The organism is Mesorhizobium sp. WSM4836, assembly GCF_055811815.1.
Window position 1 is genome coordinate 184,248 of sequence record NZ_JBVVQF010000004.1, and the last position, 26,843, is coordinate 211,090.

The 26,843-nt window shown below is 61.4% G+C and carries 30 protein-coding genes and 2 pseudogenes; 8 read left to right on the forward strand and 24 right to left on the reverse strand.

The window, feature by feature from the left end:
- Positions 1-42: 42 nt before the first annotated feature.
- The 4 genes and pseudogenes from pyrH to AC0L2P_RS07005 form a co-directional block, all read right to left on the reverse strand.
- On the reverse strand, positions 43-765 hold the full coding sequence (gene pyrH, locus AC0L2P_RS06990) for a UMP kinase (RefSeq protein ID WP_473500486.1): 723 nt from the start codon (positions 763-765) through the stop codon (positions 43-45).
- A 132-nt stretch (positions 766-897) separates the two neighbouring features.
- Positions 898-2,003, reverse strand: a pseudogene (locus AC0L2P_RS06995) (aldo/keto reductase).
- 55 nt (positions 2,004-2,058) lie between these two features.
- Positions 2,059-2,196 carry a hypothetical protein gene (locus tag AC0L2P_RS07000; RefSeq protein WP_473500487.1) on the reverse strand — a complete coding sequence of 46 codons (138 nt, stop codon included), beginning with the start codon at positions 2,194-2,196 and terminating at the stop codon, positions 2,059-2,061.
- Positions 2,197-2,303: 107 nt separating this feature from the next.
- Positions 2,304-2,489: a hypothetical protein gene (locus AC0L2P_RS07005; protein WP_473500488.1), complete on the reverse strand. Its 186-nt coding sequence runs from the start codon at positions 2,487-2,489 to the stop codon at positions 2,304-2,306.
- 114 nt (positions 2,490-2,603) lie between these two features.
- Between AC0L2P_RS07005 and AC0L2P_RS07010 the strand changes: the two are divergent.
- Positions 2,604-3,541: pseudogene (locus AC0L2P_RS07010) on the forward strand (LysR family transcriptional regulator).
- Here the strand turns inward: AC0L2P_RS07010 and tsf are convergent.
- The 5 genes from tsf to AC0L2P_RS07035 all read right to left on the reverse strand — a co-directional run bounded on the left by tsf (position 3,542) and on the right by AC0L2P_RS07035 (position 8,161).
- Positions 3,542-4,465: a translation elongation factor Ts gene (tsf, locus tag AC0L2P_RS07015; RefSeq protein ID WP_473500489.1), complete on the reverse strand. Its 924-nt coding sequence runs from the start codon at positions 4,463-4,465 to the stop codon at positions 3,542-3,544.
- A 119-nt stretch (positions 4,466-4,584) separates the two neighbouring features.
- Positions 4,585-5,382 carry a 30S ribosomal protein S2 gene (gene rpsB, locus AC0L2P_RS07020; protein ID WP_473500490.1) on the reverse strand — a complete coding sequence of 266 codons (798 nt, stop codon included), beginning with the start codon at positions 5,380-5,382 and terminating at the stop codon, positions 4,585-4,587.
- Between the two features lie 204 nt (positions 5,383-5,586).
- Positions 5,587-5,865 (reverse strand): DUF4031 domain-containing protein, encoded by a 279-nt coding sequence (locus tag AC0L2P_RS07025; protein WP_473500491.1) that lies wholly within the window; start codon positions 5,863-5,865, stop codon positions 5,587-5,589.
- Between the two features lie 43 nt (positions 5,866-5,908).
- Positions 5,909-7,207, reverse strand: coding sequence for a lysophospholipid acyltransferase family protein (locus tag AC0L2P_RS07030; protein WP_473500492.1), 1,299 nt, complete (start codon positions 7,205-7,207; stop codon positions 5,909-5,911).
- 126 nt (positions 7,208-7,333) lie between these two features.
- Positions 7,334-8,161, reverse strand: coding sequence for a cell envelope integrity EipB family protein (locus tag AC0L2P_RS07035; RefSeq protein WP_473500493.1), 828 nt, complete (start codon positions 8,159-8,161; stop codon positions 7,334-7,336).
- A gap of 138 nt (positions 8,162-8,299) precedes the next feature.
- Here AC0L2P_RS07035 and AC0L2P_RS07040 point away from each other — a divergent pair, with 138 nt between their 5' ends.
- From AC0L2P_RS07040 to AC0L2P_RS07055, 4 genes are all read left to right on the forward strand, one after another.
- Positions 8,300-8,764 (forward strand): RidA family protein, encoded by a 465-nt coding sequence (locus AC0L2P_RS07040; RefSeq protein WP_473500494.1) that lies wholly within the window; start codon positions 8,300-8,302, stop codon positions 8,762-8,764.
- 14 nt (positions 8,765-8,778) lie between these two features.
- A complete protein-coding gene (locus AC0L2P_RS07045) occupies positions 8,779-9,507 on the forward strand; it encodes a glycerophosphodiester phosphodiesterase (protein ID WP_473500495.1) in 729 nt (242 codons plus the stop codon).
- 40 nt (positions 9,508-9,547) lie between these two features.
- On the forward strand, positions 9,548-10,762 hold the full coding sequence (locus AC0L2P_RS07050) for a GNAT family N-acetyltransferase (RefSeq protein ID WP_473500496.1): 1,215 nt from the start codon (positions 9,548-9,550) through the stop codon (positions 10,760-10,762).
- Between the two features lie 119 nt (positions 10,763-10,881).
- Positions 10,882-11,313 carry an HIT family protein gene (locus tag AC0L2P_RS07055; RefSeq protein ID WP_473500497.1) on the forward strand — a complete coding sequence of 144 codons (432 nt, stop codon included), beginning with the start codon at positions 10,882-10,884 and terminating at the stop codon, positions 11,311-11,313.
- Between the two features lie 95 nt (positions 11,314-11,408).
- Here the strand turns inward: AC0L2P_RS07055 and clpA are convergent, their stop codons facing one another.
- The 3 genes from clpA to AC0L2P_RS07070 all read right to left on the reverse strand — a co-directional run bounded on the left by clpA (position 11,409) and on the right by AC0L2P_RS07070 (position 14,814).
- The gene (clpA, locus tag AC0L2P_RS07060; protein WP_473500498.1) at positions 11,409-13,877 is read right to left on the reverse strand and encodes an ATP-dependent Clp protease ATP-binding subunit ClpA; all 2,469 of its coding nucleotides are present in this window, start codon (positions 13,875-13,877) and stop codon (positions 11,409-11,411) included.
- Positions 13,878-13,883: 6 nt separating this feature from the next.
- Positions 13,884-14,210 (reverse strand): ATP-dependent Clp protease adapter ClpS, encoded by a 327-nt coding sequence (gene clpS, locus AC0L2P_RS07065; protein WP_023717744.1) that lies wholly within the window; start codon positions 14,208-14,210, stop codon positions 13,884-13,886.
- A gap of 274 nt (positions 14,211-14,484) precedes the next feature.
- Entirely contained in the window at positions 14,485-14,814 is a 330-nt protein-coding gene (locus AC0L2P_RS07070) for a phasin family protein (protein WP_473500499.1), read from the reverse strand.
- A gap of 299 nt (positions 14,815-15,113) precedes the next feature.
- Between AC0L2P_RS07070 and AC0L2P_RS07075 the strand changes: the two genes are divergently transcribed.
- On the forward strand, positions 15,114-16,502 hold the full coding sequence (locus tag AC0L2P_RS07075; RefSeq protein WP_473500500.1) for an SPOR domain-containing protein: 1,389 nt from the start codon (positions 15,114-15,116) through the stop codon (positions 16,500-16,502).
- 48 nt (positions 16,503-16,550) lie between these two features.
- Here the strand turns inward: AC0L2P_RS07075 and AC0L2P_RS07080 are convergent, their stop codons facing one another.
- The 4 genes from AC0L2P_RS07080 to AC0L2P_RS07095 all read right to left on the reverse strand — a co-directional run bounded on the left by AC0L2P_RS07080 (position 16,551) and on the right by AC0L2P_RS07095 (position 20,030).
- Positions 16,551-17,249, reverse strand: a complete 699-nt coding sequence (locus AC0L2P_RS07080; RefSeq protein WP_473500501.1) for a DnaJ domain-containing protein — start codon at positions 17,247-17,249, stop codon at positions 16,551-16,553.
- Positions 17,249-17,980: a vWA domain-containing protein gene (locus tag AC0L2P_RS07085; RefSeq protein ID WP_473500502.1), complete on the reverse strand. Its 732-nt coding sequence runs from the start codon at positions 17,978-17,980 to the stop codon at positions 17,249-17,251. The genes AC0L2P_RS07080 and AC0L2P_RS07085 overlap by 1 nt, the downstream gene beginning before the upstream one ends.
- Before the next feature lie 124 nt (positions 17,981-18,104).
- Positions 18,105-18,542 carry a DUF1489 family protein gene (locus AC0L2P_RS07090; protein WP_473500503.1) on the reverse strand — a complete coding sequence of 146 codons (438 nt, stop codon included), beginning with the start codon at positions 18,540-18,542 and terminating at the stop codon, positions 18,105-18,107.
- Positions 18,543-18,626: 84 nt separating this feature from the next.
- The gene (locus AC0L2P_RS07095; RefSeq protein ID WP_473500504.1) at positions 18,627-20,030 is read right to left on the reverse strand and encodes an L-serine ammonia-lyase; all 1,404 of its coding nucleotides are present in this window, start codon (positions 20,028-20,030) and stop codon (positions 18,627-18,629) included.
- Between the two features lie 170 nt (positions 20,031-20,200).
- Here AC0L2P_RS07095 and AC0L2P_RS07100 point away from each other — a divergent pair, with 170 nt between their 5' ends.
- Entirely contained in the window at positions 20,201-20,944 is a 744-nt protein-coding gene (locus AC0L2P_RS07100; RefSeq protein WP_473500505.1) for a DUF599 domain-containing protein, read from the forward strand.
- Here the strand turns inward: AC0L2P_RS07100 and AC0L2P_RS07105 are convergent.
- The 6 genes from AC0L2P_RS07105 to AC0L2P_RS07130 all read right to left on the reverse strand — a co-directional run bounded on the left by AC0L2P_RS07105 (position 20,893) and on the right by AC0L2P_RS07130 (position 25,358).
- Positions 20,893-21,687: a YdcF family protein gene (locus tag AC0L2P_RS07105; protein WP_473500506.1), complete on the reverse strand. Its 795-nt coding sequence runs from the start codon at positions 21,685-21,687 to the stop codon at positions 20,893-20,895. The two genes, AC0L2P_RS07100 and AC0L2P_RS07105, sit on opposite strands and share 52 nt — an antisense overlap.
- 130 nt (positions 21,688-21,817) lie before the next feature.
- Positions 21,818-23,383, reverse strand: a complete 1,566-nt coding sequence (locus AC0L2P_RS07110) for an amidase (RefSeq protein ID WP_473500507.1) — start codon at positions 23,381-23,383, stop codon at positions 21,818-21,820.
- Entirely contained in the window at positions 23,383-23,841 is a 459-nt protein-coding gene (locus AC0L2P_RS07115; protein ID WP_473500508.1) for a GNAT family N-acetyltransferase, read from the reverse strand. The genes AC0L2P_RS07110 and AC0L2P_RS07115 overlap by 1 nt, the downstream gene beginning before the upstream one ends.
- A gap of 7 nt (positions 23,842-23,848) precedes the next feature.
- Positions 23,849-24,136, reverse strand: a complete 288-nt coding sequence (gene gatC, locus AC0L2P_RS07120) for an Asp-tRNA(Asn)/Glu-tRNA(Gln) amidotransferase subunit GatC (RefSeq protein WP_023674910.1) — start codon at positions 24,134-24,136, stop codon at positions 23,849-23,851.
- Between the two features lie 76 nt (positions 24,137-24,212).
- Positions 24,213-24,626, reverse strand: coding sequence for a hypothetical protein (locus AC0L2P_RS07125; RefSeq protein WP_473500509.1), 414 nt, complete (start codon positions 24,624-24,626; stop codon positions 24,213-24,215).
- Between the two features lie 24 nt (positions 24,627-24,650).
- Positions 24,651-25,358, reverse strand: coding sequence for a metal-dependent hydrolase (locus AC0L2P_RS07130; protein ID WP_473500510.1), 708 nt, complete (start codon positions 25,356-25,358; stop codon positions 24,651-24,653).
- A gap of 117 nt (positions 25,359-25,475) precedes the next feature.
- Here AC0L2P_RS07130 and ruvX point away from each other — a divergent pair, with 117 nt between their 5' ends.
- On the forward strand, positions 25,476-25,961 hold the full coding sequence (ruvX, locus tag AC0L2P_RS07135; protein WP_473500511.1) for a Holliday junction resolvase RuvX: 486 nt from the start codon (positions 25,476-25,478) through the stop codon (positions 25,959-25,961).
- On the opposite strand, the gene AC0L2P_RS07140 is transcribed toward ruvX, so the two are convergent.
- Together AC0L2P_RS07140 and AC0L2P_RS07145 are read right to left on the reverse strand one after the other, a co-directional pair.
- Entirely contained in the window at positions 25,928-26,239 is a 312-nt protein-coding gene (locus AC0L2P_RS07140) for a DUF6105 family protein (RefSeq protein ID WP_473500512.1), read from the reverse strand. The two genes, ruvX and AC0L2P_RS07140, sit on opposite strands and share 34 nt — an antisense overlap.
- Complete coding sequence (locus tag AC0L2P_RS07145) at positions 26,239-26,793, reverse strand: hypothetical protein (protein WP_473500513.1); 555 nt, start codon at positions 26,791-26,793, stop codon at positions 26,239-26,241. Before AC0L2P_RS07145 ends, AC0L2P_RS07140 begins: the two co-directional genes overlap by 1 nt.
- Positions 26,794-26,843: the final 50 nt, after the last annotated feature.

Here is a 26,843-nt window from a genome sequence, read left to right on the forward strand (position 1 = left end):
GAGCCTCATCCGCAACCGGTCCCTTGCGGGTTCATGGTCCGGTCAATCGTCTGCGACCACCGTGCAGCGGCCGCCGCCCCTCAGAATATCGCCGAAACCACCCTTCTCGTGGATCGAATAGACGATTATCGGAATGTTGTTTTCGCGCGCAAGTGCAATCGCCGTCGTATCCATGATCGAAAGCCCGCGTTTGATGACTTCGTCATGGCTGATCCGCTCGAAACGTGTCGCGTGCGGGTCCTTCTTCGGATCGGCCGAATAGACACCATCGACCTGGGTGCCCTTGAACAGAGCATCGGCGCCGATCTCGGCGGCGCGAAGGGCTGCAGCCGAATCGGTGGTGAAGAACGGATTGCCGGTGCCGCCGGCGAAGATGACGACCTTGCCCTGGTTCATGTAGGCGGTCGCCTGACGCTGCGAAAAACTTTCGCAAAGCTCGGGCATGGCGATCGCCGACAGCACCACGGCGTCGACGCCGATCTTGTTGAGCGACGTGCGCAGCGCCAGCGAGTTGATGACAGTGGCTAGCATGCCCATATGGTCGCCGGTAACGCGGTCGCCGCCCTTCGAGGCAACCGCAACGCCACGGAAGATGTTGCCGCCGCCGATGACGACACCGACTTCAATGCCCAGTGCGCGGGCCTCGGCGATGTCGGCGGCGATACGGTCAACCACCGATACGTCGATGCCGAAATGCTGCTCGCCCATCAACGCTTCGCCCGATGCTTTCAGCAAGACACGTCGGTAGAGGGGCTTCACCGTCATCTGGTCCTCGTCATCGTGCGTGTGACGCGTTTCGGTGCGCCCCGAAACACTGGGCGTTCCGATACACGAAGGGCGCCGCGATGTCACGCGGCGCCCGAGCCGGAAAGTTGAGATCGTGGACCGGGATACCCGTCAGCTCACGCCGGCAAAAGTGCCTTGCATGAGCGGGTCCGGCAGATAATTTGCCGGCTTACCACCAACCGCCTGCCCCCCGGTCAAGCCGGCTTGTATTTCAGGGCCGAAGAACGAATACGGAAAGGGCGTGACCGGCCGGCTCACCTCATCGAGCCGTGCCCGAAGATCTTCGGGAATGTGGAAATCAAGCGCGCCGAGATTGTCCTTGAGCTGGTTAAGCCTGGTGGCGCCGACGATGACGGACGCAATGCCTGGCCTGTTTGCCGCCCAGTTCAGGGCGACCTGGGCCATGCTGCGGCCGAGCTGGCCGGCAACCGTCTCCAGTTCGGCGACGATTTGCCAGTTGCGATCGGTGAATTTCTGGAAACCGGGATTGGTCGAACCACGCATTGTCTCCAGCCGGCCACCATCCTTGACGATTGTATCGAAACGGTATTTTCCGCTGAGCAGGCCGCTGGCTAATGGACTGGAGATCATGATTCCGGCGCCATAGCGCGTGCCGAACGGCACGAACTCGTGCTCGATGTTGCGCTCGGCCAGCGAATATTCGAGCTGAAGCGCCGAACCGGTTCATAGCCGCGCTGCTCGGCGACCGCCTGCGCCCGGCTTGCGTACCAGGCCGGCACGTCGGACAGACCGACATGCCGGATCTTTCCGGCGCGCACCAGATCGTCCAGCGTCCGCATCACCTCGTCCGGTGGTGTCAGCCTGTCCCAGGTATGGAGGATGTAGAGGTCGATGTAGTCGGTGCCGAGTCGCTTTAGCGAACCGTCTACCACCCGCAGGATGTTCTTGCGGCCGTTGCCGCCGGCGTTCGGGTTGCCCGGTTCGGCGTTGTAGGTGAATTTGGTACTGATCACCGCCTTGTCGCGCAGCCCACGCTCGGCGATGAATTCGCCGAGCCAGGTTTCGGCAGTGCCACCGGTATAGAGATCGGCGGTATCGAAGAAATTGCCACCGGCTTCGACATAGGCATCAACCAAGGCGCGCGCGGTTTCCTTCTCCGCGCCCCAGCCCCATTCCGTGCCGAACGTCATGGTGCCGAGCGCCAGGCGCGTTACACGCAGTCCGCTGTTGCCGAGCGTGTAGTAGGACATGGTCATGGATTTTCTCCTGAAGTTTGAAAAGTGGGATTGAGGTCTTGCCTGGGATACGCAGTCAGGCCTTGGCCAGCGCATCGACCACCACCTGGAACCGGCGCGGATCGAAATAGTCGTGGTAAGCGCTGATCAGACCACTCTTGAAGCGGAAAATCGCGATATTGCTGTTGGTGTATTCAGTGCCACCGATCAGCACCGCGCGGTTCTTGTACTCAACGACGATCGCGCCCGAATCCGCTGCTGGATAGATGGCTGTCAGCTGCGAATCGAAGGATTCGAAATTACCGAAGAGGCCCTTGTCTTCTACCCGCCGGCAGGATTTGGAAACAGCATCGATGGTAAGGCCGCGATCCTGACGGCCTTCCGAGGGATACGGCCATCTTCAGCCCAAAGGTCGCCCCATGCCTCAATGTCCTTGCGGTGCATCAGATCAAAGAATTTACGCACGGTCTCGAAATTGCGGGGTCGTTCGGAATCGAGGTCGGTCATTAGACGTCTCCTTGGCTGCTCGGCGATTGCCGTGTGATGCAGCCAAAGATGCGCCCTTCTTTTCCCATCGATAAGATTGCATTATCCAAATGGACTATGCGATATCATGCATGAATGGACCGCGATCTACTTAGCCACTTACCTATAATAGTTGCCGTCGCGCGGCGTGGCGGCTTCGCGCCGGCAGCCGCCGAGCTCGGCATGAGCCCGTCAGCGATCAGCCATGCGGTTCGGCTGATAGAGGAGCGAATCGGCCAGCCGTTGTTTGCCGCACCACACGCAGCGTCTCGCTGACCGAGGCCGGCACCGCGCTTGTCGCTGCGGCGGAGCCGGCACTGAAAGACATTGCCGACCGGATCGAACGTATCCGCTCCGTCAAAGGCCGGGCAAGCGGACTGCTCAGGATCAAAGCGCCGCGTTTGGCGCTGCCTCTGGCGCTGATTCCCGTCCTGACGGCGATGGCGGAACGGTACCCTGACGTGACGGTGGAGATCGTCACCGACGAACGTCTGAGCGATATCGTCGGCGAGGGTTTCGACGCCGGCATCCGGCTGGGCGAGATGATCGCAGAGGATATGGTGACGGTGCGGCTAACTCAGCCGTTCCGGACGACCACTGTCGCCTCTCCGGCCTATGTCGACCGCCACGGAAAGCCGCGAACAATTGCGGATCTCTCCACCTGCAACTGCATCGGCTATCGGCTGTTGCGATCACGTGCGCTCTATCGCTGGGATCTGTCCGATCAGGGCAAGGATATCAGCGTCGAGACACGCGGCAGCGTGGTCGTCAGCGATCCACTGTCGGCAAGGGAAATGGCGCTTGCTGGCATCGGCCTCGCCTATCTGTTCGAGCCGCTTGTCAAGCCCGACATCGAGGCAGGCCGGCTGGTCGAAGTCCTTGGCGAGGCATCGATCGAGGAGCCGGGACTGTTCCTCTATTTCCCGCGCCGCGCCGCGATGGCCCCGAAACTTCGCGCCTTTATCGACACCGCGCAAGAAATCAGCCAGGCATCCTCGCGGATACCCGGCCGAAAAAGCCTTTCAACCGAATAGTTACTTCTTGACCGCTGCCGCGACTTCCGCCGCGAAATCGGTCTCTTCCTTCTCGATGCCCTCACCGAGCGCGAAGCGCAGATAGGCAGCGATTTTGGCTGGCGCGCCGATTTCGCTTTCGGCATCCTTCAGCGCCTTCTCGACAGTAATGTCCGGATTGAGCACGAAAGCCTGCTTGAGCAGCACGACCTCTTCATAGAACTTGCGCAAACGGCCTTCGACCATCTTCTCGATGATCGCTTCCGGCTTGCCGGACTGGCGCGCCTGGTCGGCGAAGATCGCCTTCTCGCGTTCCACCGCGGCCGGATCGAGCTCTTCGGTGGTCAAGGCCATCGGATTGGTGGCAGCGACATGCATGGCAACCTGACGGGCGAAGGCGTTGGCGGCATGCGCGTTGCCTGTCGTCTCGATGGCCACCAGTACGCCGAGCTTGCCAAGGCCGTCGGCGACCGCATTGTGAACGTAGGTTGCGACAGCGCCGTGCTCAACGGTGAGCTTGGCCGAGCGCCGGAAGCCCAGATTCTCGCCGATGGTGCCGACGGCGTCCTTGATGGTCTCGGTGATCGACTTGCCCGAGCCCGGATAGGGAGCAGCGGCAACGGCCTCGGTCTTGCCGCCATAGGCAAGCGCGACCTTCGCGACATTGGCGACGATCTCCTGGAACGCAGCATTGCGGGCAACGAAGTCCGTCTCGGAATTGACCTCGACGATCGCTGCCTCGCGGACGCCGGAATCGACGCCGATCAGGCCTTCGGCAGCGGTACGGCCAGCCTTCTTGTCTGCCTTGGAGATACCCTTCTTGCGCAGCCAGTCGATGGCTTCTTCCATGTTGCCGTTGGTCTCGTTCAACGCCGCCTTGCAGTCCATCATGCCCGCGCCGGTCAAGTCGCGGAGTTCTTTGACCTGTGCAGCCGAAATGCTCATTGTCGCCTCTTTGTCTAAATGCACCGACGCACCATCGATTTTCGATGATGCGCCTGGTGCCGGTAGCGCTTACCGCGCCAACATATTGGAAGGATGAAGGTCGCAGCCGGCCTTCGCTACTATGCTTCCGGGGTCTGGGCTGCCGGGCTCTCGGCTGCCGGGGTGTGATCGAGCGCCGGCTCGACCGGAGCCTCGACCGATGCGCCGATATCGACACCGAGCGCGCCCTGCTGACGGGCGATGCCGTCGATAGCTGCCTTGGCGATCAGATCGCAATACAGCTGGATGGCGCGCGCCGCGTCGTCGTTGCCGGGGATCGGGAAGTCGATTTTATCCGGGTCGCAGTTGGAATCGATGATCGCAACGACCGGGATGCCGAGACGCTTGGCCTCGAGAATCGCGATCGCTTCCTTGTTGGTGTCGATCACGAACATCAAATCGGGCGTCGAACCCATATCCTTGATGCCGCCCAGCGCCTTGTCCAGCTTCTCACGCTCGCGATCGAGGTTGAGGCGCTCCTTCTTGGTCAGGCCCTGAGCCTCGCCGGCCAGCATTTCGTCGAGTTTGCGCAGGCGCTGGATGGAATTCGAGATCGTCTTCCAGTTGGTCAGCATGCCGCCGAGCCAGCGCGAGTTGACATAGTATTGGGCCGAACGCTGCGCGGCATCGGCGACGATGTCCGAAGCCTGACGCTTGGTGCCGACGAACAGCACGCGGCCGCCCTTGGCAACAGTGTCGGAAACTTGCTTCAGCGCCTGGTGCAGCAAGGGCACCGTCTGCGAGAGGTCAATGATGTGGATGTTGTTGCGGGCGCCATAGATATAGGGCGCCATTTTCGGGTTCCAGCGGTGGGTCTGGTGGCCGAAGTGAATGCCAGCTTCCAATAGCTGGCGCATGCTGAAATCAGGCAGAGCCATTCTTATTTCCTTTCCGGTTAGCCTCCACGGACACAGGCATTTTTGGACTTTGTCCTCGAACACCACCGGAGGTTTCAGCCGGATTTCTCCCGGGCAGACACCAAAGTCCGTGTGTGGAATGAGCGCGCATATAGAGGGGAAGTGCGACAAAGGCAAGCGCGGTGGCATCTTGTGGTTCAACATGCGGCGATCAGCGCAACGGTATCATCGCCGCGTCTTCCCGTTCGGCACCCGCACACGCCGGAAAATAGCGACGATCTCCTCGCGGCTGCATTCGATGGCGCCGAGCCGCACCGCGCGGTCGCGCTCGAACCCGGTTATGTCATAATGCGGCGCCGATGTCTTGGGCGGCCCTTGGTAGGACGAGCGCTTGATGCCGAGCTGCCCGGCAAAGCGATGCAGCTCGTCGGTGTCGTCTGCCAGCAGATGACACCAGCGGTGGCCGACCCATTTCCAGATCGCCGCATCGACATAGACCGCCATGAGGCTTGCCGCACTCCTTCATCTTGCGCCGACCAACGCGCCGCTAACGATGATAAAAGGCATTGGCATAGAAAATGAAGCCGCCGCCGGCCTCGAGTTGCGCCATCGTCTTGGTGACGGTCTCCTGCATACGGTCGTGCAGTTCGGCGAGCGCCTCCTCGACGGAGCCTTGATAGGCGTGCAATCCTAGCGGCTCTGGTACCCGGATATGGGCGCGGCGTGGGCCTGCCGGCTGCGGCACGAAACGGTTGATCGTATCGCGCAGTGTACCCTTGCAATAGTCATTGCGGATCCGCTTCAAATGTTCGGCGATCTCCTCCTGCGTGATGCGCGGATTGGCTGAAGCCCACGGCCCGACACGCTGCAGGCGCTGGATTGTATCCGCCAGCATTCGGACCTGCTTCTGGCTTCCGGTGCCGTCCGTGTTTTCCCGCAGCCAGCGCCGCGAGCGGCGCAAAAGCTCGGCATTGTCGAGCGTGCCGGCGTCGAGCGAAACAAGTTCAGCAAGGCGACGGCCGAGTTCGGTCAGCAGGTCCTTCTGACGTGCGTCATACGAAGCCGGCTCTTCTGATCGCAGGCCATTTGCAGCCTCATCGCGCGATAGCAGCGTCGCGTAGATATGATGGACGCGCTCCGGCAGCGCATCGGTGGCACGGCGCTCGATCTTCAGGCTGTGCTCGACATAGGCGCATTCCTTTGCCAGCGCTGCCTCGACATTCCCCGTGAAAGCGAGCTTCCAGATCACGGGTGCGATCCAAACCTTGAAATCCGGATCCATCAGGCGGCCGCGCTTCAGCGCTTCGAACCCCATTTCGACCGCGCCCGGCAGTAGCGGGGCAATGATGTTGGCATGCCAGCCGACACCGCCTTCGGGATGCAGGAGCACGCCGTGCCCTTTCAGCGCCCAGGCCACCGAATGTTGCTTGGCGGCCGCGCTGTTGCCCGGGATTTGCGCGATCAGATTGTTAGCCAACCAGAATTTTTGCATCAGCCGGCCAAGCCCGTTGACGACGCCGTGCGTGGCCCAGGATGCCGCCAGCGGGCTTACCCGCGACACGACCTCCTTGTCGATCATCCAGTCGGTAAAGAACTCCGGATGGTTGGGCGTGATGAACGTCGCCTTGCCCGCGCCGCAACAAGCCTTCAGCCTTTGCCGGTCATCCTCCGGAAAATCGATGTGGCGGACATTGGCGACGCCGCGCAAGCCGGCCAGACGGTTGAACGGCAACAGGTCGCGAAAACCTGGAATGCCGTGCAGCATGACAATCCGGTTGACGAATGTCATGGCCTTGATCAGCGTCGCATTAGGCCGCGGCGCCACAAAAACGTCGATCCTGCTCAACCTGCTCCCCGCGGCGCTTACCGTCGTAGGACGTTGATAGGCAATTGCGGCATGCTCAAGTCGAAGCGACGTGCCCGCAAGAACAAGCGCTACTATCCCGGATAGCGGCCGGCGGCTTGTTCGAGTCTATTTCGACGGGCAGGTCTTTGGCTGATCGAACAGCGACAGATTGACCAGTTTGCCCGTCATCGAGAACTCGCCATAGTCCATGACTAGATCGCGCGTGATGCCGTTCTCGTGCAGCTTGAAGCTGATCCGGTATTCCGGCACCTCCTCGCCGCCTTTGTCGGCATCGTCGAAATAGGCGATGTCGACCGGCCAGTATTTGTCGGTGGCGAGCTTGGCCAGCGCCGGCGCTTCCGGATCGGTGTTGTCGGCATCGGCTTGCTTGCCGACGACGACGGTGGTGGTCACCACCTTATTGGCATCCTCCGAGCCGTCGAACAGGTTGGTTTCGTAGAAACGCTCGCCCTTTTCCGCCTTGCCGATCATTTCGACCATTTGCTGGGTCGGGAACTGGGTCGGCGCGAGTTCCAGGCTGTTCTTCTCGGGCTTGTCGATATCGACCTTGAGACCATTGGCCTCCTTCGTTGCGGTACCCTTTACCTCCTTGTCGAGGTTCTGGTCGACAAAGGATTTGTTCACGAATGAGAAGGTCTTGCCCTCGGCATCCTCGAAGGTGGTCATCTGCTGGTCGGTCAGCCTGGTGTTGTCGCTGGTTACGATCTGGGTCACCAAACGGAACTTTACCGTATAGCCCTCGCAGGGCGAGCCGTTGAACTCGTAGACCATGCGGCCGGTGATGCCGGTAATGCCGGAGCGGTCGGAGGCCTTGTCGAGTGAAATGTCGTAAACAGCACGATGCGCCTGCAGCGCCGGCACCGCAAAACTGGGAGCTGCCCAGGAAGCCGCTGTCAGGAGAACGGCGTTGAATGCGAGGCGCGTTGCGCGCATGGGATGCTCCGATCATCGCGGCTAATGGCAGGCCGCATGGAAAGATGGTCCAGCTTAAAAAAAGTCGTGGCGGAAGCGAGGCAAAAATAGCAATTTCGGCCCGGCCTGCGCGGCACCTTCAAGCAATAGGGAAATAGCATGAGCGAAACAATCGAAAAGCGGCTAAGCGATCTCGGCGTGACGCTGCCGGCCGCCGCCGCGCCAGCCGCCAATTACGTGCCCTATTGCCGGAGCGGCACTCTGCTGTTCACCGCCGGGCAGTTGCCGCTCAAGGAGGGCAAGCTCCAGGCGAGCGGATTGCTTGGCCGCGATGTCGACACCGCGACCGGCCAGGAAGCCGCAAAGTACTGTGCGATCAACATATTGGCGCAGGCCCAGGCGGCACTCGGCGATCTCGAGAAAATCCATCGTTTGGTGAAGATCACCGTCTTCGTCGCCTCGGCACCGGATTTTGTCGAACAGCATCTGGTTGCCAACGGCGCCTCGGATTTTCTCGCCGCCGTGCTCGGCGATCGCGGCAAGCACGCACGCTCCGCCGTCGGCACCGCCTCCCTGCCGCTTAATGCCGCAGTGGAAATCGAAGCGATCTTCGAAGTCGAATGACCGGGACTGCGACCATGACCGATCTTTCCTGGCTGACTGCCCGGCCCGTCGCCCATCGCGGTCTTCACGACATGAACAAGACGCGCTGGGAGAACACACTTTCCGCCTTCGCCGCCGCAGCCGAGCGCGGCTACGCGATCGAATGCGATGTGCACCTGTCGTCCGACGGCGTCCCCGTCATCATCCACGACGGCGATCTGCGGCGGCTGACCGGCGAAGACGGCTTCGTCTGGCAGCGTACGGCTGCCGAGATCATGGCGCTGAAGGTCGGCGGCACTGCCGACCATTTGCCGACGCTGCAGCAGGCGCTTGATCTGGTCGACGGGCGTGTGCCGATGGTTGTCGAGCTGAAAGGCGCTGCCGGTCACGACCAAGGCCTGGTCGAAAGCGTCGGTAAGATACTCAAACATTACAAGGGCAGGACCGCGATCATGTCGTTCGACCATTGGCTGATCCGCGAGTTCCCGAAACATGCACCGGGCATACCCGGCGGGTTGACCGCCTACGGCAACGACAACCACCTGATCGAGGCGCATTTCGCCATGCTGGCGCATAACATCGCCTTCACCTCGTACGCTGCCGGCGACCTGCCGAACCGGTTCGTCTCCTTCGTGCGAGAGAGACTCGGCATGCCGGTGATCACCTGGACCGTGCATGACCAGCCTGCCGTCGACCTGACCTTCAAATATGCCGACCAGATGACGTTCGAAGGATTCGAGCCCGATCTTGTACGGCTTGCCTGAGCGGGCTTGTATGAGTCTGCAGCGAGCTTAAGTAAGCCTCATGGATCAAGGGGACGACTGCGAAAGACAAACGGCGAATGCGGAGCTGTCCATCCGCATCGCCGCGGGCATCGGCGCCTTCACCAGCGCTGAATGGGACAGCCTCGGCGGCACTACACGCGGCGATGCAGAAAACGGCTACAACCCGCTTGTTTCATTCGCTTTTTTGAGCGCGCTGGAAGATTCCGGCTGCGCCGTTCGGCGCACCGGCTGGCAAGGCCATCACCTCAGGCTGGAAACCGCGCGAGGCAAGCTGCTCGGTGCGGTTCCCTGCTATCTGAAGTCGCACAGCCAGGGCGAATATGTATTCGATCATGGCTGGTCGGACGCATTCGAACGCGCCGGCGGGCGCTACTATCCGAAGCTGCAATGCGCGGTGCCGTTCACACCCGTCACCGGCCCTCGCCTGCTGGTCGGCAAGGGCGAGAACAGCCCCACCGTCAAGGCAGGTCTTGCGGCCGGCCTGAAGGCGGTGACGGATAAGCTCGGCGTGTCTTCCGCACATGTCACCTTCGCGCCGGAGGATGACGTCCAGACACTGGCGGCGGCCGGCTTCCTTCATCGCACCGACCAGCAGTTTCACTTCTTCAACGAAGGCTTTTCGAGCTACGACGATTTTCTCGCGACGTTAACCTCGCGCAAGCGCAAGGCAATGAAGAAAGAGCGGCGCGAGGCGCTCGCCGACGGCATCTCGATCGACTGGCTGACCGGCAAGGATCTAACCGAAAAGGCCTGGGACGACTTTTTCGCGTTCTACATGGATACCGGCAGCAGGAAATGGGGCCGTCCGTATCTCAACCGCGACTTCTTCTCGCTGATCGGCGAGCGCATGGCCGACGACATCCTGCTGGTCATGGCCAAACGCAACGGGCGCTACATTGCCGGTGCTATCAATTTCATCGGTTCCGACGCGCTCTACGGCCGCAATTGGGGCTGCATCGAGGACCACCCATATCTGCATTTCGAGGTCTGCTACCATCATGCGATCGATTTCGCTATCTCGCGCAAGCTGAAGGTGGTTGAAGCCGGTGCCCAGGGCGAGCACAAGCTGGCACGCGGCTACCGGCCCGTGACGATGCGTTCGGCGCACTACATCGCCCATCCAGGTCTGCGCAATGCAGTGGCCGACTACCTCCAACGCGAGCGGCGCGAAGTCGAGCGGATGAGCGAATACCTGGAAGAGCACACCCCGTTCCGCAAGGACCTGGCGGAGTAGAGTAGCAAGCCCAATCGCTCAGCCGCGCGGGCCGGCACGGCCGATGTCGACCGATCGTCTTGCCCGCCCGGAACAGCTTCGCTACACGAGACAGCGAGCCAAGAACCGGAGCGTGCGCCATGGCCGAACCAACCTACGACAGCAGCAACATCTTCGCAAAAATCCTGCGCGGAGAAATCCCTTCGCACCGCGTCTACGAGGATGACGCGGTCGTCGTTTTCATGGATGTGATGCCGCAAGGACAGGGTCACACGCTGGTGGTGCCGAAAACGCCGTCGCGCAACCTGCTCGACGCGGATCCGGCGGTGCTTGGACCGCTGTTCGTTCACGTCCAGAAAGTTGCGCGGGCCGTAAAGAAGGCCTTCGATGCCGATGGCGTCACGGTCTTGCAGTTCAACGAACCAGCTTCGGGCCAGAGCGTCTTCCACCTCCATGTCCATGTCATTCCGCGCTTCGACGGCATTCCCTTAAAGCCGCACAGCGGACAGATGGAAAAGCCTGAAGTCCTGGCCGAGAACGCCGGAAAGATACGGATGGTGCTGGCAAGCTGAACCGGCACAAACCGTTCAGGCGGGCGCCAGGTGCTTAACTGGAAGGTGTCATAAAAAAAGCCCCGTTTCCGGGGCTCTTTTCGACTTCAGGGTGGTTACCCCTTGCGCGGCAGTTGCGGCACAAGGCTGCGCTTGCCGCCATCCTTGCCCTTTGGCTCGAGCTTTTGCGCAATCGCCTTTTTGGCGGCGGGCTTTTTCGCCACCGCCTTCTTGGCCTTCGGCGCGTCGTCCGGTTCTTCCTTCTTCGGCTTCACCGGCGCCTCGTCGGCGAGCGAATCGAGCTTCAGGCCCGTCTCGCCGGTTTCCTTCTTCTCGACGGTGACACGCACGGTACCGCCCTTCTTGAGCTTGCCGAACAGCACCTCGTCGGCCAGCGGCTTCTTGATGTGCTCCTGGATGACACGACCAAGCGGCCGGGCGCCCATGCGCTCGTCATAGCCCTTGTCGGCCAGCCATGCGATTGCATCTTGCGACAAGTCGAATGTCACGCCACGCTCGGAAAGCTGCGCTTCCAGCTGCATGACGAACTTCTGCACCACCTGATGGATGACCGGCACCGGCAGCGAGCCGAACGGAATGATCGCATCGAGACGGTTGCGGAACTCCGGCGTGAACAGCCGGTTGATCGCCTCGACATCGTCGCCTTCGCGCTTCGTCGAACCGAAACCGATCGCCGCGCGCTGCGCATCGGATGCGCCGGCATTGGTGGTCATGATCAGGATGACGTTGCGGAAGTCTATCTGCTTGCCGTTGTGGTCGGTCAGCTTGCCGTGATCCATGACCTGCAACAGGATGTTGAACAGGTCCGGATGCGCCTTCTCGACTTCGTCCAGCAAGAGCACGCAATGCGGATGCTGGTCGACGCCGTCGGTCAGAAGGCCGCCCTGGTCGAAGCCGACATAGCCGGGAGGCGCGCCGATCAGCCGCGAAACGGTGTGGCGTTCCATATACTCCGACATGTCGAAGCGGATCAGTTCCACGCCGAGGGAGGCGGCGAGCTGCTTGGCCACTTCCGTCTTGCCGACGCCGGTCGGGCCCGAGAACAGGTACGAGCCGATCGGCTTTTCCGGTTCGCGCAGGCCGGCCCGCGCCAGCTTGATGGCTGAAGTCAGCGCTGTGATCGCGGTGTCCTGGCCGTAAACGACGCGCTTCAACTCGATGTCGAGGCCTTGCAGCACCTTCTCGTCGTCGGCGGAAACCGTCTTCGGCGGGATGCGTGCCATGGTGGCGATCGTCGCTTCGATCTCCTTGATGCCGATGGTCTTCTTGCGCTTGGCTTCCGGCACCAGCATCTGCGAGGCGCCGGTCTCGTCGATCACGTCGATCGCCTTGTCCGGCAGCTTGCGGTCGTTGATGTAACGCGCCGAGAGTTCGACCGAAGCCTTGATCGCCTCGCTCGTGTAGCGGACCTTGTGGAACTCCTCGAAATAGGGCTTGAGGCCCTTCATGATCTCGATGGCGTCCTCGACTGTCGGCTCGTTGACGTCGATCTTCTGGAAGCGCCGCACCAGCGCGCGATCCTTCTCGAAGAACTGACGGAACTCCTTGTAAGTGGTCGAGCCAATGCAGCGGATGGCGCCAGACGACAGCGCCGGCTTCAACAGGTTCGACGCATCCATAGCGCCGCCGGAGGTGGCCCCTGCCCCGATCACGGTGTGGATTTCATCGATGAACAGCACGGCGCCGGGATAATCCTCGAGCTCCTTAACAACCTGCTTCAGCCGCTCCTCGAAATCGCCGCGATAGCGGGTGCCAGCCAGCAGCGTGCCCATGTCGAGCGCGAAGATGGTGGCATTGTGCAGCACTTCGGGTACGTCGCCCTCGACGATGCGCTTGGCGAGGCCCTCGGCGATCGCCGTCTTGCCGACGCCGGGATCACCGACATAGAGCGGGTTGTTCTTGGAGCGGCGGCACAGCACCTGGATGGTCCGGTTGATCTCGCTCTCGCGACCGATCAACGGATCGATCTTGCCGGCCTTGGCCTTGTTGTTCAGGTTGACGCAATAGGCAGTCAGTGCGTCCTGCTGCTGCTTCTTCTTGCCGCCTTCCTCTTGCGGCTCGGCCCCGCTCTGGCTGCCTTGCTCGTCGTCGGCGCCGCGCGGCGTCCGCGTCTCGGAAGCGCCGGGGCGCTTGGCGATGCCATGCGAGATGTAGTTGACCGCGTCATAGCGGGTCATCTGCTGTTCCTGCAGAAAGTAAGCGGCGTGGCTCTCGCGCTCAGCGAAGATGGCGACGAGCACGTTGGCGCCGGACACCTCCTCGCGGCCTGACGACTGCACATGGATCACCGCGCGCTGGATGACGCGCTGGAAACCGGCAGTCGGCTTGGAATCTTCATCGTAGCCGGTGACGAGGTTGTCGAGCTCGGTGTCGATATAGGTGAGAACAGTATGCTTCAGCTCGTCGAGATCGACGTTGCAGGCGCGCATGACGGCGGCCGCCTCGGTATCGTCGATCAGGGCGAGCAGCAAATGTTCAAGGGTTGCATATTCATGGTGTCGCTCATTGGCGAGCGTCAGCGCTTGGTGAAGCGCCTTTTCCAGGCCTTGGGAGAAAGCCGGCATGTTACCTCACTTCTTCTCCATCACGCATTGCAGCGGATGCTGATTCTGTCGGGCGAAATCCATGACCTGAGACACTTTGGTCTCGGCCACCTCGAATGTATAGACCCCGCACTCGCCAACCCCATGATTGTGAACATGAAGCATTATGCGTGTGGCGGCTTCGCGGTCCTTCTGGAAAAAGCGCTCCAGCACGTGGACCACGAATTCCATGGGTGTGTAGTCGTCGTTAAGAATGAGGACCCGATACAGACTGGGCTTCTTGGTCTTGGTTTTTGTGCGCGTGATGACGGCCGTGCCGCGACCGGCCTCATTGCCGTTGCTGCCGTTCTGCATTCGCACCACGTAGCTCGTGGCAGTCAAACCTGTAGTCACGTAGTCCTGCCTCTTTCGAATCCTCATGCATGGTCGACATGTAGGTGTTCGATGGACGATTTTAAGCCCTTCTGTTTAGCTGACAATATGGCTAGGTGGCCAAACTTGACCGATTTTTCAAATCGTGAAGACCGCAGGCCCCCAATTTCGAGCTGGCATGAAAAAACCCGGCCGCGCGTTCGCGACCGGGTCTGTCTTTGCAAGCCCAAGGGCCGGCTCGGAACGTTCGTCGAATTTACTTCGCCTTGGCGACGATCGATTCGAACGGCTTGTAGGCTTCCTTGGCGAGTTCGGCATAGAGATCGCCGAGCTTGGTGGCCTCGCTGACGAAGCTCTCATAGGACTGCTTGGCATAGTCGGACTGGATCTCGATCGCCTTGTCCAGCGACTTGGCGGAAAAGAGCTTCTCGACAGCGGCGCTACCGGCTTCGAAGCTTTTCTTGGTGTACTCGCCCGCCTCGGTGGCGATAGCCTGCGCACCCTTGGACAGCGAGGCGAAGCTCTTCAATCCCCTGTCCGCAAATTCCTTGCCGTACTTGCTAAAATCTTCATAGGTCTGGGTCATTTCACACATTCCCTTGGACGGTTGCCTTGGACGATTGACGCGCCTTGTCCGGGCCGCGTGGTGCAATGCGTGTAAACATATTGTGCAGTGCACAAAAAGTCAAGATTCCCGGGCGATGTGCATCGTGACCTGCGGGCAATCGCTAAAATTCGAATAAAGAGAAGCTCAATCCCGCAGAAAATGGTGAACGCGGCGGTTACCATAAACGGATTGGTAACGCTGCCCGCGTTAGCGTGGCCAAAGGTGAGGCAGGACCCCTTTGCCGCCTCCAAGGCAACGAAAATTCAAAGGAACTATCAGTGCGTAAGGCGTTGTCGGGCTTCGTTTCCAAATCCGCGTCCCCCCTCAAAACGATCATGATCCTCTCTATGGCGATCAGCTTCGTCGTCGCGGACGCGGCTTCGTCCATGGCGGCCAAGTCGGCGGCCATCGTCATCGATGCCAAGACCGGCAATGTGCTTTATTCGTCGGACGCCGATGGCCGGCGCTATCCGGCCTCGCTTACCAAGATGATGACGCTCTATCTGACGTTCGACGCATTGGCGAAGGGCAGGATCAGCAAGAATTCCCCGGTCGTGTTCTCGGCCAATGCCGCTGCCGAACCGCCGACGAAGCTCGGCGTCAAGCGGGGCGGCTCGGTCACGGTCGAGACCGCGATCCTGTCGATGGTGACCAAATCGGCAAACGATTCCGCAACGGCGCTTGGCGAGATGCTCGGCGGCAATGAAGCCAATTTCGCCCGCATGATGACCGCCAAGGCGCGGGCACTGGGCATGAGGGGAACAGTTTTCCGCAACGCCAACGGCTTGCCTGATCCCGGCCAGTTCACGACCGCGCGCGACATGGCAATGCTCGGCATCGCCCTGAGAGAGCATTTTCCGCAATATTACGGCTATTTCTCGCAGCGCTCCTTTCTTTACGGGCGGCAGCGCATCAACGGCCACAACCGCCTGCTCGGACGCATCAAGGGCGTCGACGGTATCAAGACCGGTTACACCCGCGCCTCGGGTTATAATCTGGTCTCCTCGGTCTCGGATGGCGATCGGCGCATCGTAGCGGTGGTCATGGGCGGCAGGTCCGGCGGCAGCCGCGACAGCCAGATGGCCGGGTTGATCAATGCCTACATGCCGAAGGCGTCGTCGCGCGGCGGCGGCGTGCTGATTGCAAAGGCTGGCGGTGGCAATCCGATTTCAGCCTTGGCCAAGGTGCTTCTACCAAAGCATGATGCGCCGACACCGGACAGTAAGCCGGACGACGATGCCGTTGCCTCCCTTGTCCAGGAAAATGCGCCCGTCGTTGAAGAAACCACTCCGGTCGTTCAGGCCGAGAGGGTCAAGACGACGGCCGTGTCGACGGTGGACGACGTGGCGACAGCCCGGGTCGCCGCAGCCTACGCCGAACCGGCGGCAGAGGTCGATCCGGTCAGCACGGCGTCGGTGCCATCCGGCTGGGCAATACAGGTCGCCTCTTCGCCAAAACAGGCCGAAGCGAAGGCTTTCCTCGACAAGGCGACGAAGCAGGCGCCCTCCGTTCTGGCCGATGCCTCCGGTTTCACCGTCGCCTTCGACAAGGACGGCGTCACCTATTATCGCGCCAGGTTTGGTGGTTTCGGTTCGAAGACCGCTGCCTGGAAGGCCTGCAACGTATTGAAAAAGAAGAAGATCGAGTGCTACGCCGTCCAGCAGTAAGTGGCGCGCGAAACGATATCTTTCCCGAAAGTTCTGCGTCGAAGGAGACTAGTTGTGATTGGAGAGCAAGACGTCCTTGGCTTCATTGATCCGCGCCGCCAGGAAAGACGTGCCACCGATATCGGGGTGCAGGCGCTGCATCAGGCGGCGGTGCGCCTTGCGGACATCCGCCGCGGCAGCCCCCGCTTCAAGACCAAGGATCTTGTAGGCCTCCTCCTTAGTCATGGCGCCAGAACCTGGCGCAACACCCAGCCCTTCGCCACCATTCGCATCAGCGTCTTTGCGCCAGATGGGAAATCTGCCGTCAAGATACGTCTCTAGCAATTGGCGGCTCTCCGGATCGCCGGAGAGTTCGCGATAGAGTTGCTGCAATTCGGCAAGCCCCATCGAGCCAAGCATCTTGCCTTCATGGCGCCCGGCCAGTACGATGCCTTCGAGGCCGCCGGTATCGTGATCGAGTTCCATCTCAAGCGCCGCGGTACGAACTGTCGAACGCTTGCCTGGTGCCAGTGTTGCCGCCGGCCGATTCATGCGCATGGAGCCGTACCAGGCGAGCGCAGCCGACAGGATCAAGCCGCCGATGCCCTCGCGCCCGACCAGCAGCACGGCGACGCCGACCAGCCCTAGCAGCACCGGTCCAAGCGTCCTCATGCCGCCTGCAAGCTTCGCCGGATCGGCACGCAAGAAGACAGTGACCGCCCCGAGAAACACCAGAAGCAATGCTACAAAAGCGATAATTGCGCCCATCAGTTTCCGCCGCCCCGCATATGTTCGATCATCAGCCGGTCTTCCGGCCTGCCCCGGGCCTCCAGTGCTTTCATCCCGCCGGTTGCAAACACGGCGACCGACGAAAGCAGGCCGGCCAAGGTTGCGGCAGCCCGCCGATCGAACCGGAACCAGGCCCCTTTGGACAACCGCGCAATTTCCTTGAATGCCTTTTCCGCGGCGGCATCATGGCCCTCCTGAAAGACGAAGACAGGAACGCCGTGCAGACCGAGGCTGCCGGCCTTTTCGGCCAGATCATCTATGTTTTCTTCCATCGCGTCGCCGATGTAGACCAGCGCGTTGACCTTGGCCGCCGCCGTCTGTTTCAGCGTATGGGCTAGCACTTTGCCGATCTGGGTATGGCCGCTGCGGCAGTCGATGCGCGTCATCAGCTGTTTCAGAGCTTCGGTATCGGTGACGAATGCGGATGAGCGGCACTCGCCAAGACCGCGAAAATAGACAAGTTGAACCTTGAGCGCCCCGGTCTTGCTGACGGCGTCGAACATCTCGGCCTGCAGCGCACACGCGAGATCCCAGGTAGGCTGGCGGCTCATTGTCGCGTCGAGCGATAGGATCAGCCTGCCTGAACCAGTGGCGGATGCAGCGAGCGTCCTTGCCTGACGGAGAAACGCGTCGATCTCGCCGGTGCTCGATTGAGACTCGACCGGCGCAGGATTGGCCCTTGCAGGTACGGGCTGCTTCTTGTCGCTCATGACATTCAAGATGTGGCGTTGTTCCCCGGCTTGCAAGACCAGATGAGGCGACCTGGAGGACCGGTGATGATGGCAACTGCGGACACGCACTTCGCTGGTGGTTTTGGCGTTGCCTTTCTTGGCGTCAGAGCAGGCCGAGATCGGCAAGCTCACGCCTGAGCTTCGGCGGCATCTCGATCAGCCCGGCTTTACCTTTGCCGAGATCGGCCGGCGCGTCCGCCGGCTTCAGGTAGCGCCACCCCTGGAATGCACGGCGCGGTTGCCAGTCAGTCCGCACGACCTCGGGATCGAGGATCAGATGGCAACGGCCGATGCCCTCGTTATCGGTGAAGGGCCGGATTTCGGTGATCAACTGGCGGCATTGGACATTGCCCTTGATCACCCAGTAGAGCGAGCCGCCGTCGGTAATCTCGGCGCCGCGCGTCGGCACCATGCGGGTGGTGTGGTAGTGCTCGGCCGGTTCGCTAGCGCGCCGCCGCTCGTCGAGACGGAAGGCTATCCACTCTTCCAGATCCTCGACGCTGTCACAGCCGACGCAAAGCTTTATGAGATTGAGAGACATCGTTTAAGGTTTAGTCCAGCACGCGAACGCGTCAACAGCCTGATCGACTTCTCCACAATGGTGGTCCAGGCCCCAGATTGGCGCTCAGCACTCCACGACATTGACGGCCAATCCGCCAAGGCTGGTTTCCTTGTACTTTTCGTTCATGTCGAGGCCGGTCTGGCGCATCGTCTCAATCGCGGCATCGAGCGGCACGAAATGAACGCCGTCGCCCTTGATGGCCAGCGAAGCGGCGGTCACCGCCTTGACGGCGCCAAGCGCATTGCGCTCGATGCACGGCACCTGCACCAGGCCGCCAACCGGATCGCAGGTCATGCCGAGATGATGTTCCAGCGCGATTTCGGCGGCGTTCTCGACCTGCTCGGGTGTGCCGCCCATGACGGCGCACAGTCCCGCCGCAGCCATTGCCGAAGCCGAACCGACCTCGCCCTGGCAGCCGACTTCGGCGCCCGAGATCGAAGCATTCGTTTTGATGATGCCGCCGACGGCGGCCGCCGTCAGCAGGAAATCGCGGATGCTGGGCTGGTCAGCTTCGGGATGGAAATGCAGCCAGTAGCGCAGCACCGCGGGCAAAGTGCCGGCCGCCCCATTGGTTGGCGCGGTGACGACACGGCCGCCGGCAGCGTTCTCCTCATTGACCGCCATCGCATAGATCGACAGCCAGTCATTGGCGAGCAGCGGGTTGGGCCGATTCTGCTGCCATTGCTCCTGCAGCTTGTCGTGCAGCATCCGGGCACGACGGCGCACCTTCAGTCCGCCCGGCATGATGCCGTCTTGCGACAGGCCACGCTCGATGCAGCCCTTCATGGCGCTCCAGATGCCATCGAGACCGGCGTCGAGCTCCTCGCGCGACATCTGCGTCTCCTCGTTGACCCGCTTCATCTCGGCAATGGAAAGCCCGCTTTTTTTTGCCATCGCCAGCATCTCGACGGCATTCTTGAATGGATACGGAACCTTCTTGCCTTCGGTTGTCGCCGAGCCCCTTGCTTTCATCCGCTGCAGTTCTTCCTCGGACACTACGAAGCCGCCGCCGATCGAATAATAGACGCGCCTCAGCAGCAACCGGTCGCCGGCATCGTAGGCCGAGAAAGCCATGCCGTTGGCATGACCGGTGAGCGGCGTCTTGCGGTCCAGCACCAGATCCGCGGCTGGATCGAAACGGTAGGAGGGATGGCCGGGCGGCGAAATCCGCTTCTCGGCGGCTATGCGAGCGACGATGCCGTCCGCTTGGTCGGGATCCACCGTCTGCGGCGTCTGCCCGGCGAGGCCGAGCACCACGGCACGATCGGAGCCATGGCCGATTCCGGTATAGGCGAGCGAGCCATGCAGGCTGGCCGCGATCCGGTCGACCTTGGCGCCGGCCGGGCGCGGCCAGTCGTCACCCGCAATCTCGTCGAGAAACCGCCGCGCAGCCGTCATCGGCCCCATCGTGTGCGAACTCGATGGGCCGATGCCGATCTTGAACAGGTCGAAAACCGAAAGGAACACGTGGGCGTTTTCTCCTGGGACCCTATTGAGGTCTATATATAGGAATTCCCATGATGTTTTCCGCTGTTTTAAGGACCGCGGCGCTGCGCCTGCCGACCTTGTTTGCTCCGGCAGCGACATTCCAGCTTCGGCCATCGAAGCGTCCCCTCCGCCTGTGGTAAAAGCAACGCATGAGCGATTCCTTTCATCTATCGATGGCCGACCTTGCGGCGCTGGGGTTCTTCCTAGCCGCGTGGGTGCTGCATACGCTCGCCGCCGACGGAATGCTGGTCAGTCGCATGTCGCTGACGAGGGCGATGAACGTGCAGCGCGAGGCCTGGATGCGGACCATGGCCGAACGCGAGATCCGCATCGTCGACACCGCCATCATGAGCGGCTTGCAACAGGGAACCGCCTTCTTTGCCTCCAGTTCGCTGATTGCCATCGGCGGCTGTTTTGCCTTGCTCGGCGCCTCCGATCAGGTTCTGACCGTGCTGAGCGATCTGCCGTTTGGCGCCACGTCTTCACGCGCGGCCTTCCAGACGAAGGTGTTCGGGCTGGTGCTGATCCTGGCCTTTTCCTTCTTCAAGTTCGGCTGGGCTTACCGGCTGTTCAACTATTGCTCGATCTTGATCGGAGCGGTGCCCATTCCGCATGGCGAGGCGTCGCGCAATCCGGCCACCGAAACGGCGGTGTGGCGTGCGGCGCGAATGAACATGCTGGCCGGAAAGCATTTCAATTCGGGCCTGCGCGGCGTGTTCTTCTCGATTGGCTATCTCGGCTGGTTCGTCGATCCCACCGTCTTCGTGCTATCGACGCTGCTGCTACTGGCGGTACTGGTGCGCCGCCAATTTTTCTCGGCGGCGCGGCAGGCGGTGCTCGGTCAGCCGCCCGGTCCGGGAAAAGGCCGATCGATGCGGCCCGACAGCCAATAGGCGGTGAGCCCTATCCATTCGCGGATCGCAACAGTGGTGACCTCCAGCCAGTCGCCGGGATAGGGAATTGTGCCGATGCTTTCCTTGCCGGAGGTGCGATAGTCGACCGGCCACGGAACGGTCGCAAAGCCGGCTTTATCGAACAGCGCCTTGGCGCGTGGCATGTGGAAGGCCGAGGTCACCAGCAACCAGGTCTCGCCCGGTTTCGGCCTCACCAGTTCCCTGGTAAAGACGGCATTCTCGTAGGTGTTGCGGGATTTGTTCTCGAGGATCAGCCGATCGGCCGCCACGCCGAAAGCGGCAAAAAAACGCGGCGCGGTATCTGCATCGCCTTCGCCGCCGCGGAACGTTTCGATGCTGCCACCGGAGGTAACGACTTTCGCTGTCGGAAACCGCCGCGCCAGCACGGCCGCCTCGACCATCCGGTCGCCGCTGGAGTTCATTTCATAGCCGCCACGCACCAGATTGACGGCGCCATCCAGACTGCCGCCAAGCACGATGATACCGTCAACCCTTTCCGGCAGCGGCGGCCTGGGGAAGCGCTCCTCCAGCGGATTGAGCATCATGGGTCCGAGCGGGCTCCATGTTGAAACAACAAGGATGAGGAAGGCAAGAGTGCTGCCGGCGGTCGCCAACCGTCGCCGCCCGAACATCGCCGCGATCAGCCCCGCCAGCAACAGGAAGATCGTGAGATTCAACGGCTGGACGAAGAACCAGAGAATCTTGGAGACATAGAAGAACATCCCTCACCCCATTACAGCGCCGCGCGTCCTTTGGACGCGCAAAGGACGCTGTAACGCTTTGATTTTGCGCATGCTCCTTTCCGAAAATCGAGTGCGATTTTCGGGGTCATGCGCTAGATGAGAAACGATCCTACCACCATTTTTCCGGCTGAAATGTGCCGGCGGCCTGTTCGATGACGTGGCCGGTCTGGAACAGCGTTTCCTCGTCGAAGGGCCGGCCGATAAGCTGCAAGCCGAGCGGCAGCCCCTTGGCATCGAGCCCAGCTGGAACCGCTATGCCGGGCAAGCCGGCCATGTTTACCGTCACCGTAAAAATGTCGTTGAGATACATCTTGACCGGGTCGGCGGCCATGTCCTCATCGGCGATGCCGAAGGCGGCGGAAGGCGTTGCCGGCGTCAGGATGACGTCGACGCCTGCGGCAAACACATTTTCGAAGTCGCGCTTGATCAGGGTTCGAACCTTCTGCGCCTGCAGATAATAGGCATCGTAGTAGCCGGCGGAAAGCACATAGGTGCCGATCATGATGCGGCGCTTGACCTCGCGCCCGAAGCCGGCGGCGCGGGTCTTTTCATACATGTCGACAATGTCCCTGCCGGGCACGCGCAAGCCATAGCGGACGCCGTCGTAACGGGCGAGGTTGGACGAGGCTTCGGCCGGCGCCACGATATAATAGGCCGGCAGCGCGTATTTCGTGTGCGGCAGTGAAATATCGACGATCTCGGCGCCGGCATCCTTCAGCCAGGTAATGCCTTTCTGCCACAGCGCCTCGATCTCCTCGGGCATGCCGTCGACGCGATATTCCTTAGGAATGCCGACCTTCATGCCCTTGATCGGGCGGCCGATCGCCGCCTCGTAATCCGGCACCGGCAGGTCGACGGAGGTCGTGTCCTTCGGGTCGACCGAAGCCATTGACTTCAACAGGATCGCGGCGTCGCGCACGTCGCGCGCGATCGGCCCGGCTTGGTCGAGCGACGAGGCGAAGGCGACGACGCCCCAGCGCGAGCAGCGGCCATAGGTCGGCTTGATGCCGACCGTGCCAGTGAAGGCGGCGGGCTGGCGGATCGAGCCGCCGGTGTCGGTGGCGGTGGCGCCGGCGCAAAGGAAAGCCGAGACGGCTGATGCCGAGCCACCGGACGAACCGCCCGGCACCAGCTGGGCATTGTCCAACGTGCGCGCGGTCCTGGTGCCGCCCGCCGAAACGAAGCCGCCCTCGCCCTGATGCGTCGTCGGCATCACCACCGTGTCGAGCCGCGAACGCCGCCACGGATTGATGACGGGCCCGTAGTATGAGGTCTCGTTGGACGAGCCCATGGCGAACTCGTCCATGTTGAGCTTGCCGAGCATGACGGCGCCATCCGCCCACAGATTGGCGGTGACCGTCGATTCGTAGCGCGGCTTGAACCCGTCGAGCACATGGCTGCAGGCCTGGGTGTGGACGCCTTCGGTGCCGAACAAATCCTTGATGCCGAGCGGGATACCCTCGAGCGACCCGCCCTCGCCCTTGGCCAGTTTCGCGTCGGAGGCCTTGGCCATGTCGCGCGCCTTGTCGTCGGTGACCACGACATAGGCATTGAGCGCCGGATTGGCTCGCTCGATTGCCGATAGATAGACCTCGGTGATTTCGGTGGCAGTGATCTCCCTGGAGCGCAATTTGGCGCGGGCCTGCGAAATCGTCAGCTGGGTCAGGTCGCTCATCAGGCAAGGCTCTTTTCGTAAAACACCGACCACTCGGAATCGGGATAATCCAACACCGGGCCGCAGCGCGAAAAACCGGCGTGTTCGTAGACGGTCCAGGCGGCGGGATGACGGTCCCCCGTCTCCAGCACCAGACGCTTAAGCCCTTCTTGGCGCGCCACCGCCTCGATACGCCCGACAATCTTCGCGCCGATCTTGCGGCCGCGATGCGAAGGTCGCGTATACATGCGCTTGACCTCGCCTACGACAGCATCGTGGCGCTTCAGTGCGCCGCAACCAATGGCAAGGCCGTTATCACGGGCGACGAAGACGGTCGTGTCGCGGTCCGCCATCTGCTCGACCGTCAAATGGTAGCAATGCTCCGGCGGCGTCAGCTCCAGCAACGTGGCGTTGAGCTCCTCGACCAGCCCGCGCACATCTTCCTGCAGCGGCGTTTCCGCGGCGATTTCGATTGCCATCGGCCGGCTACTCCACGACCTTTGGCACAAGGAAGAAATTCTCTTCGGTCGCCGGCGCGTTGGCGACGATGTCGGCTGCCTTGCCGCCGTCGGTGACGACGTCCTGGCGCTTTTTCATTGCCATGGGCGTGACCGAGGTCATCGGCTCGACGCCGGAAACATCGACCTCGTTCAACTGCTCGACAAAGCCCAAAATGGCGTTCAATTCGCCGGTCATGCGCTCTGCATCCTCCTCGCTCACCGCAATACGGGCAAGATGCGCGACGCGCTTCACGGTTTTTATATCAACGGACATGTTTGTGCCTCGGGGAAAACAAGCGCTATAGCGGCGCGGCGCCTGCCGCGCAACATGCATCGTGCCTTCAACTGCCCTATGGCATCGCCACGCCGTCGCAGAGGAAATAACTGCCGCCGTTGCCGCTCTCGCTTTCGTCCGCGGCAGGCCGAACCGATACCAGGTCGATCTGCTTCGGGCTCATCTGTGTCAGTGAGAGAACGTCCGGAAAGACGTAGCCCGGCTCCTGGCATATGGCGGTCACGGCCCAGCTTGGAGAGCGTGTCGCTTTGGTGATCTGCAGGAATTCACAATTATATTCGATGCTTTCCAGGCCATTTGCGGACAGCACGATATTGCCGCCCTCGATCACCGTCTGCAGCGTATCCTTTTTGGCCTGCGCGCAGAGATCCTCCGATTGCAGATAGATGCCCTCGATGAAATCCTCCGCTGCCAGCGCTGGCGACGCGGCAACCAGCATGGAAATGCAAAGAGAATTTCTCAAGCGCATCGTATCGTTCCGGATCGGCTTTCTCTACAGCGTAATCGTCTCGCCGATCTTCGGCAACGCCACTTTCACGCCCGATCCGTCCAGCCCGGCCACGAATTTGTCGGCGGTCTGGTCGATCATCGGAAATGTGCCGAAGTGGGCGGGAACGACGGTCTCGAACTTGAAGAAACGTTGGGAGGCAAGGGCCGCCACCGCGCCACCCATGGTGAAACGGTCGCCGATCGGCACGATGCCGATCTTCGGTTCATGCAACTCGTTGATCAGCGCCATGTCGGAAAAGATGTCGGTGTCGCCCATATGGTAGAGCGTCTTGTCCTCGGGGAAGTGCAGGACGAGCCCGCCCGGATTGCCGAGATAGGTATTCTGGCCGCCTTCGCCCGGAAAGGACGATGAGTGCAGAGCCTGAACGAAGGTGGTGGTGAAGCCGCCGCAATCGACCGTACCGCCGATGTTGCCGGGATTGATCTGCTTGTCACCGACGCCCTTGCCGACCAGGTACATGCAAATCTCGAAATTGGCGACCAGCATCGCGCCGCTTTTCTTGAGCACTTCGATGGCGCCGCTGATGTGGTCGCTGTGGCCATGGGTGAGCAAGACGTGCGTGACCCCTTCGGCCGGCCCTTCCCAGCCGCCTGTCCATGACGGATTGCCGACCAGATAGGGGTCGATGAGGATTTTCGCGCCTTCGATTTCGATTCGGAATGCCGAATGTCCGTACCAGGTCAGTTTCATCAATGCTTTCCTCGATTTTTGCTTCGGTAGAGGATAGAACGCCGACGGCGAAATTAAAGTGCCACGCACGCTTTGCGCGTACAGGACGTGCCGCGTCGGCGGTCAAAGGAAAAGCCGTTGGGCATCATCAGCATCGAGGAGTTGCCGGCCCGGCTCGGCGGCGGCAAGACCCTGGCCGGTCTCGACCTCGGCGACAGGACGATCGGCGTGGCGGTTTCCGACCGCGGCTTGTCGTTCGCGCACCCGCGCCCTGTCATCATGCGCAGGAAATTCTCGCTCGATGCCGCAGTGCTGCTCGCTCTGCTACAGAAGGAAAATGCCGGCGCTGTGGTGATCGGCCTCCCCATAAACATGGACGGCTCGGAAGGCCCGCGCGCCCAAAAATCCCGCGCATTCGTGCGCAATATGGCTGGATTGACCGATCTGCCCTTCCTCTTCTGGGACGAAAGGCTGTCGACGGTGGCGGCCGAGCGGACGCTGATCGAGATGGATTTTTCCCGCAAGAAACGCGCCGGCAAGATCGATTCTGCGGCGGCCGCTTTTATCCTCCAGGGTGTTCTCGACCGGCTTCAGGCGCTCGGCGTCGATGCCTGGTCGAAATAGCGGTTGCGCATCGCCGTGATCCAGCCACCAATCGCCTTGCGGCGGCGAAATGCCCAGAACGCCATCAGTAGCAGCCCGTCGAATACGCAAGCTTTCGCCACCATGCCCGGAATGAGCGCCGGATCAATGCCCAGCATCTGTCCATAGAGCTGGAAGACGAGATCGTGCAATTGGCGGCTCAGCATGACATAGCCGAAATTGATGTCGTTGAGCGACAGAAAGAACCAGCCCCAAAACAAGAGGAGCGGAGCCGCCCACAGCGCGAACAAAGTGCGCATCAGCGGTCATCCCTCGAATCCAGCCGGCCGGAAATGCGGGCAAGCGAGGTATTATGCGCCGCTGCCTTGGCCATGACATGCGCGGCCGCTCTGATTTCGCCGGTCCCTGGAACTGCCGCGGCAACAGCCGACCGCCGCTCGGCGAGCATCGCGACATAGGACGCCAGAAGTGCCGCCAATTGCACCGCGACAACCATGAACAGCCCATTGATGCCTTGCGCGGCGCCGCCGATGATTATCAGCGACAGCACGCCCAAGGCGGAAATGAAGGCGATTCGCACGACGCTGTCGGCGGGGTCCGGGTTGGTCGCGTCCCTGGTCAGTGCTTCAACAAAGGCCCAGCAGAACAGCACCGCGACGACAAGCAGTGCCACTGCGAGCGGTGCCACGACGACGGCGTTTTCGAGATCGGCAAATCGAGTCTTCTGGACGGGAACGCCCAGTACGCCAAGGGCCGTCGCCACGCCTCGATTCCCGTCGATGCAGATGAACGCCAGCAGGGCGAAAACGGCCGCCCAATGCAATGCCAGAAAAGAGCTCAGAATATGCCGCATGACGCTCCTGCTTCGCAGGGCAAAGCCGCTCAAGCTGAACAGTCCTTGCC